The sequence below is a fragment of the uncultured Limnohabitans sp. genome, assembly GCF_937889215.1.
Lineage (GTDB): Bacteria > Pseudomonadota > Gammaproteobacteria > Burkholderiales > Burkholderiaceae_C > Limnohabitans_A.
This window is the reverse complement of record NZ_CALBEX010000264.1, coordinates 1-3,996: the sequence shown is the minus strand read 5'-3', so window position 1 is coordinate 3,996 and position 3,996 is coordinate 1. Positions and strand designations below refer to the sequence as shown.

Genomic DNA, 3,996 nt, shown 5'->3' with positions numbered 1-3,996 from the left:
GGCGTGATGCCCGCGACCACGCCCAAAGGCTGGCGAAGGGTCCAGTTGTCGATGCCGGTGGAGACCTGGTCGGTGAAGTCGCCCTTGAGCAGCTGCGGTATGCCGGTGGCAAATTCCACGATGTCGATGCCGCGGCTCACTTCGCCCTGCGCGTCGGTGAACACCTTGCCGTGCTCGGCGGTGATCATGTGGGCCAGCTCGTCTTTGTGCAGATTCAGCAGTTCGAGGAACTTGAACATCACGCGGGCGCGGCGCAGGGGCGGTGTGTCGGCCCAAGCCGGGAAAGCGGCTTGCGCGGCGGCCACGGCTTTGACCACTTCGGCGCTGTTGGCCAAGGCCACGTTGCCGGTCACGGCGCCGGTGGCCGGGTTGGTCACCGGCTGGCTGCGGCCCGAAGTGCCTGCGGCGACTTGGCCGCCAATGAAATGGCCGATGTGGGTGATGCTCATGGGGACTCCTTGTGGCTTGCGCCGGTTGCTTGTCGATGTGTTTCTTGTCGGAGCCCACCCTGTGAGCGATGTTGCGATCTTGCTTTGACCGTTCCATCGCCAATATGGGTGAGCACACGCATTGCGTGTGACAGTTTAGGTACCCCTGCCATCCCCGGCAATGCCATAAAGCTGAATTGATTGTTCAAAATAGTGAACAATACTTGGATGGAAGAGCAAAAGATCATCACCCTTTGGACCCACCTGCACTGGCTGAGTGTGCTGGCACAGCAAGGCAGTTACACCGCTGCTGCTGCCCGTTTGGGCGTGAGCAAGGCCGCCATGAGCCAGCGCATCGCCGAGCTGGAGCGGGCCGCCAAAGTCACCCTGGTGCAGCGCACCACCCGCAGCCTGCGCCTGACCGAGGCCGGACAAAAGTTGGTGGACGACACCCGCGCCTCGTTCGAGCAAATTGAGCAAAGTTTTGCGCAAGTGCGCGACTTGGCCCAGCAGCCCGGCGGTTTGATTCGGGTGACCGCACCCGTGGCGCTGGCCCGTCAGCAGCTGGTGCCGCTGTTCGCCGATTTCCTGAAAGACTTTCCGGATGTGCGCCTGGAGTTGGACCTGTCCGATCGCCTGAACGCCTTGGCCACCGAAGGCTACGACCTGGCCATACGCCACACCGCCCACCCGCCGGACACGCATGTGGCCTGGTCGCTGTGCCCCACAGAGTCGGTGCTGGTCGCCACCCGTGTGTATTTGCGCAAACAGGGCGAGCCACAAACGCCGCACGACCTGCAAGCCCACAACTGTCTGCACTACCCCCGCTCGCAAGACACCCCGGCCTGGACCTTCGAGCCGCGTTCGCTTTCACACGCTGCGGAGCGCGTCACCGTGCCTGTGACGGGCAATTTCGCCGCCAACAACAGCGAAGCGCTGCGCGAAGCCGCGCTCACCGGTGCGGGCATTGCCCTCATGCCCGACTTCAGCGCCCAAGCTGCTCTGCGCCAAGGCAAGCTGGTGCGGGTGCTGCCCGGCTGGAAACCCGTCGGGGCTTTTGCCGAAACCATTTATGCCATCCGCCCGTATTCACCGCATGTGCCCCGGGCGGTGACGGCGTTGGTGGGTCATTTGAAGAAGGGGCTTGAGGACGGGTTTGGGGTGTGATTTCCCGCCACCGATAAGATTTGGCACCGCTGTTCTAATGCCGTTAAGGCGAACTCAATCGGGTTCGGTCTGAAGCCAGGCTGGAATATCGCGTTGACCATGCAGCACGCGCCAAACATCAATGTGGTCTGCTTTTTCGGTGTAAAAAACACCATGTGGGTAGCGGGTCAGTGGCCAAAACCGAAGACCCGGCAGGTTCAATTCGTGGGCATACCGTGGCGATCCCGTGGCGGGGTGTCGACCGATGTGGGCATAGGCTTTTTCCAGCGCATCAATCAAACCGAGAGCAGCAGATGGCGCGCCCTCATCTAAATAGTAGGCAACAGCTTGCTCAACATCCCAAAGGGCCAATTCGCGTGGGATGACTGGCTTTGTTTTCACCGGGGTGAGAGGGTCCGGGTGGCTTGGTGAACCCGTTCACGCAAGCCGTCAAAGTAAGTCGCATTGACTGGAGCGGTGGGTGCGGAACCCGCACCGGTCAGGAGCAGTTCACGCAATTGCAGGCGATCCTGGTCCTTGCGTATCAACTCACGCACATACTCGCTGCTGGTGCCGTAGCCGCGCTGGCTGACTTGCATATCCACGAAAGTCTTCAAGGTTTCGGGCAGGGAAATGTTCATGGTGCTCATGTCCTCAGCATAGTGATTTTGGCAAAAATTGGCAAGATGCCTGCAGACTCTTGGATCTTTTAAATCCAACCCAGCCAATCATGGGCTATTTCGCGTTGCATTGGATGAGGTGGTCGAAGCGGCACAGGAGGTCAGATGCTGAGTTGGATCTGGTCTGCAGCCAGCACCCGTAGTGCATCTTCTTGCCCCAGCGTGAACGCATCCGCCACCGTTGTGCCTGGTCGGCAATCCCAAGTGGACACGGGCACCTTGCGGCTGGGCTGCCAGTAGGTGCGCCCGTGTGCCTGAAACAGCGCTGCTTGGTCAGGATAGTGGCGCGTCAGCAAGACAAGGGTGGATGCTTTTTCTGATTCGGTTTGAACTGGAATCGGCGCGTTGTCGGTGTAACCGCCGTCAAAAGCCAGGAACTGAATCTTTGAAAAATTCAGGGCTTGCATGTGTTTCTGCTGAATGACTTGGACGGTCGTCAGCAGGCTAAGGACTGGATGGCTGAGCGCAAGCCTAAGCCTGTCAGTTGTGCAGGTGTCGTGCTTGACATGCTGCCTTGATCTTTCATATGCCCCGCGCCAGCAGCGGAAACAATTTTTGCAGCCCGTCGGCCATCACTTCAACGGCCAGCGCGGCCAGAATCAAACCCATCAGTCGGGTCATGACGTTGATGCCGGTTTTGCCCAAAAACCGTGCAATCGGGGTGGCCAAAGTAAAGCACACGGCGGTGGCCAAGGAGATGACGACGCCGTAAGCGACCAAGGTGCCCAGCTGGGTCAGGTTTTCAGCTTTTTCGGCATAAATCACCACCGTGGACATGGTGGCGGGGCCGGTGAGCATGGGAATGGTCAGCGGCACCACGGCGATGCTGGCGCCCATGGCGGCTTTGGCTTCGGCATCGTGCACTTCGTCTGCGTTGACGCGGGCTTCCGCAGGTTGGGCGTTCAGCATGGACAGGGCCGAGGTCAGCAGCAGCAGGCCCCCGCCGACTTGAAAACTGGCCAGCGAGATGCCGAAGAACGCCAAGATCTGCAGCCCCAACAAGGCACTGGCGGCGATCACCACAAACGCGGCAAAGGACGACACCCAGATGGTGCGTTGGCGTTGGGCCAGACTGAAGTCTTGCGTGTAGTGGATGAAAAACGGCACGATGGCCAAGGGGTTGACGATGGCCAGCAGGGTGATGAGCGGTTTGAAATCCATGGGCGCATTGTGCCGCCGAAGGCGGCGGCCAACGCGCAGGCGTTGTTTTTTTATGCCGCTGGTGTGCGCCTTCTGAACATGCCCCAGCCTTCCATGTGCAGCACTTTGTCACCGTTCTGGTTGAACATTTCCCAAAGGTTGCGCGTCATGCCCACGTCCGGGCGTTTGCCCATGGGTTTGGTCTCGAGCACGGTGCTTTGCAGCCGCAGGGTGTCGTTCGGGTACACCGGCTTGAGCCACTTGATGCCTTCTAGTCCCGGCGAGCCCAGGCTGGAGGTTTCGTGCAAAAAGTTCGTCACCATCAGCCGCATGGCCATGGCGCAGGTGTGCCAGCCGCTGGCCGACAGTGCGCCAAAGACCGAGGCCTTGGCGGCTTCGTCGTTCAGGTGAAAGGGTTGCGGGTCAAACTGGGTGGCAAAGGCGATGATCTCTTCGCGGGTGGGCGTGATGGTGCCCAGGTCGCGGACCTGGCCTGTGGCCATGTCTTCCCAGTAGTACTTGATGTGTGCGGTGCTTTGGGCCATCACCGGCCTCCTGAGATGTCCAGAAAGCTCATGGTGGTGTAGCTGGCTTTGTCGGAC

General features: G+C 60.1%; 7 protein-coding genes. 1 reads left to right on the top strand and 6 read right to left on the bottom strand.

The window, feature by feature from the left end:
* Positions 1 to 449 (bottom strand): aldehyde dehydrogenase family protein (locus Q0341_RS06760; protein ID WP_299511422.1); only part of this gene is annotated, 449 nt, incomplete at its 3' end.
* Positions 450 to 656: 207 nt separating this feature from the next.
* On the opposite strand from Q0341_RS06760, the gene Q0341_RS06755 reads away from it, so the two are divergent.
* Positions 657 to 1,595, top strand: a complete 939-nt coding sequence (locus tag Q0341_RS06755) for a LysR family transcriptional regulator (protein ID WP_299511424.1) — start codon at positions 657 to 659, stop codon at positions 1,593 to 1,595.
* Between the two features lie 54 nt (positions 1,596 to 1,649).
* Here Q0341_RS06755 and Q0341_RS06750 read toward each other — a convergent pair whose 3' ends face one another.
* The 5 genes from Q0341_RS06750 to Q0341_RS06730 all read right to left on the bottom strand — a co-directional run bounded on the left by Q0341_RS06750 (position 1,650) and on the right by Q0341_RS06730 (position 3,939).
* On the bottom strand, positions 1,650 to 1,976 hold the full coding sequence (locus tag Q0341_RS06750; protein WP_299511419.1) for a type II toxin-antitoxin system RelE/ParE family toxin: 327 nt from the start codon (positions 1,974 to 1,976) through the stop codon (positions 1,650 to 1,652).
* A complete protein-coding gene (locus Q0341_RS06745; protein WP_299511418.1) occupies positions 1,973 to 2,224 on the bottom strand; it encodes a type II toxin-antitoxin system ParD family antitoxin in 252 nt (83 codons plus the stop codon). Before Q0341_RS06745 ends, Q0341_RS06750 begins: the two co-directional genes overlap by 4 nt.
* 131 nt (positions 2,225 to 2,355) lie before the next feature.
* Positions 2,356 to 2,661, bottom strand: coding sequence for a hypothetical protein (locus Q0341_RS06740; protein ID WP_299511416.1), 306 nt, complete (start codon positions 2,659 to 2,661; stop codon positions 2,356 to 2,358).
* A 115-nt stretch (positions 2,662 to 2,776) separates the two neighbouring features.
* Complete coding sequence (locus tag Q0341_RS06735; protein WP_299511414.1) at positions 2,777 to 3,415, bottom strand: MarC family protein; 639 nt, start codon at positions 3,413 to 3,415, stop codon at positions 2,777 to 2,779.
* Positions 3,416 to 3,465: 50 nt separating this feature from the next.
* Positions 3,466 to 3,939 carry a MaoC family dehydratase gene (locus Q0341_RS06730; RefSeq protein ID WP_299511412.1) on the bottom strand — a complete coding sequence of 158 codons (474 nt, stop codon included), beginning with the start codon at positions 3,937 to 3,939 and terminating at the stop codon, positions 3,466 to 3,468.
* Positions 3,940 to 3,996 lie beyond the last annotated feature (57 nt).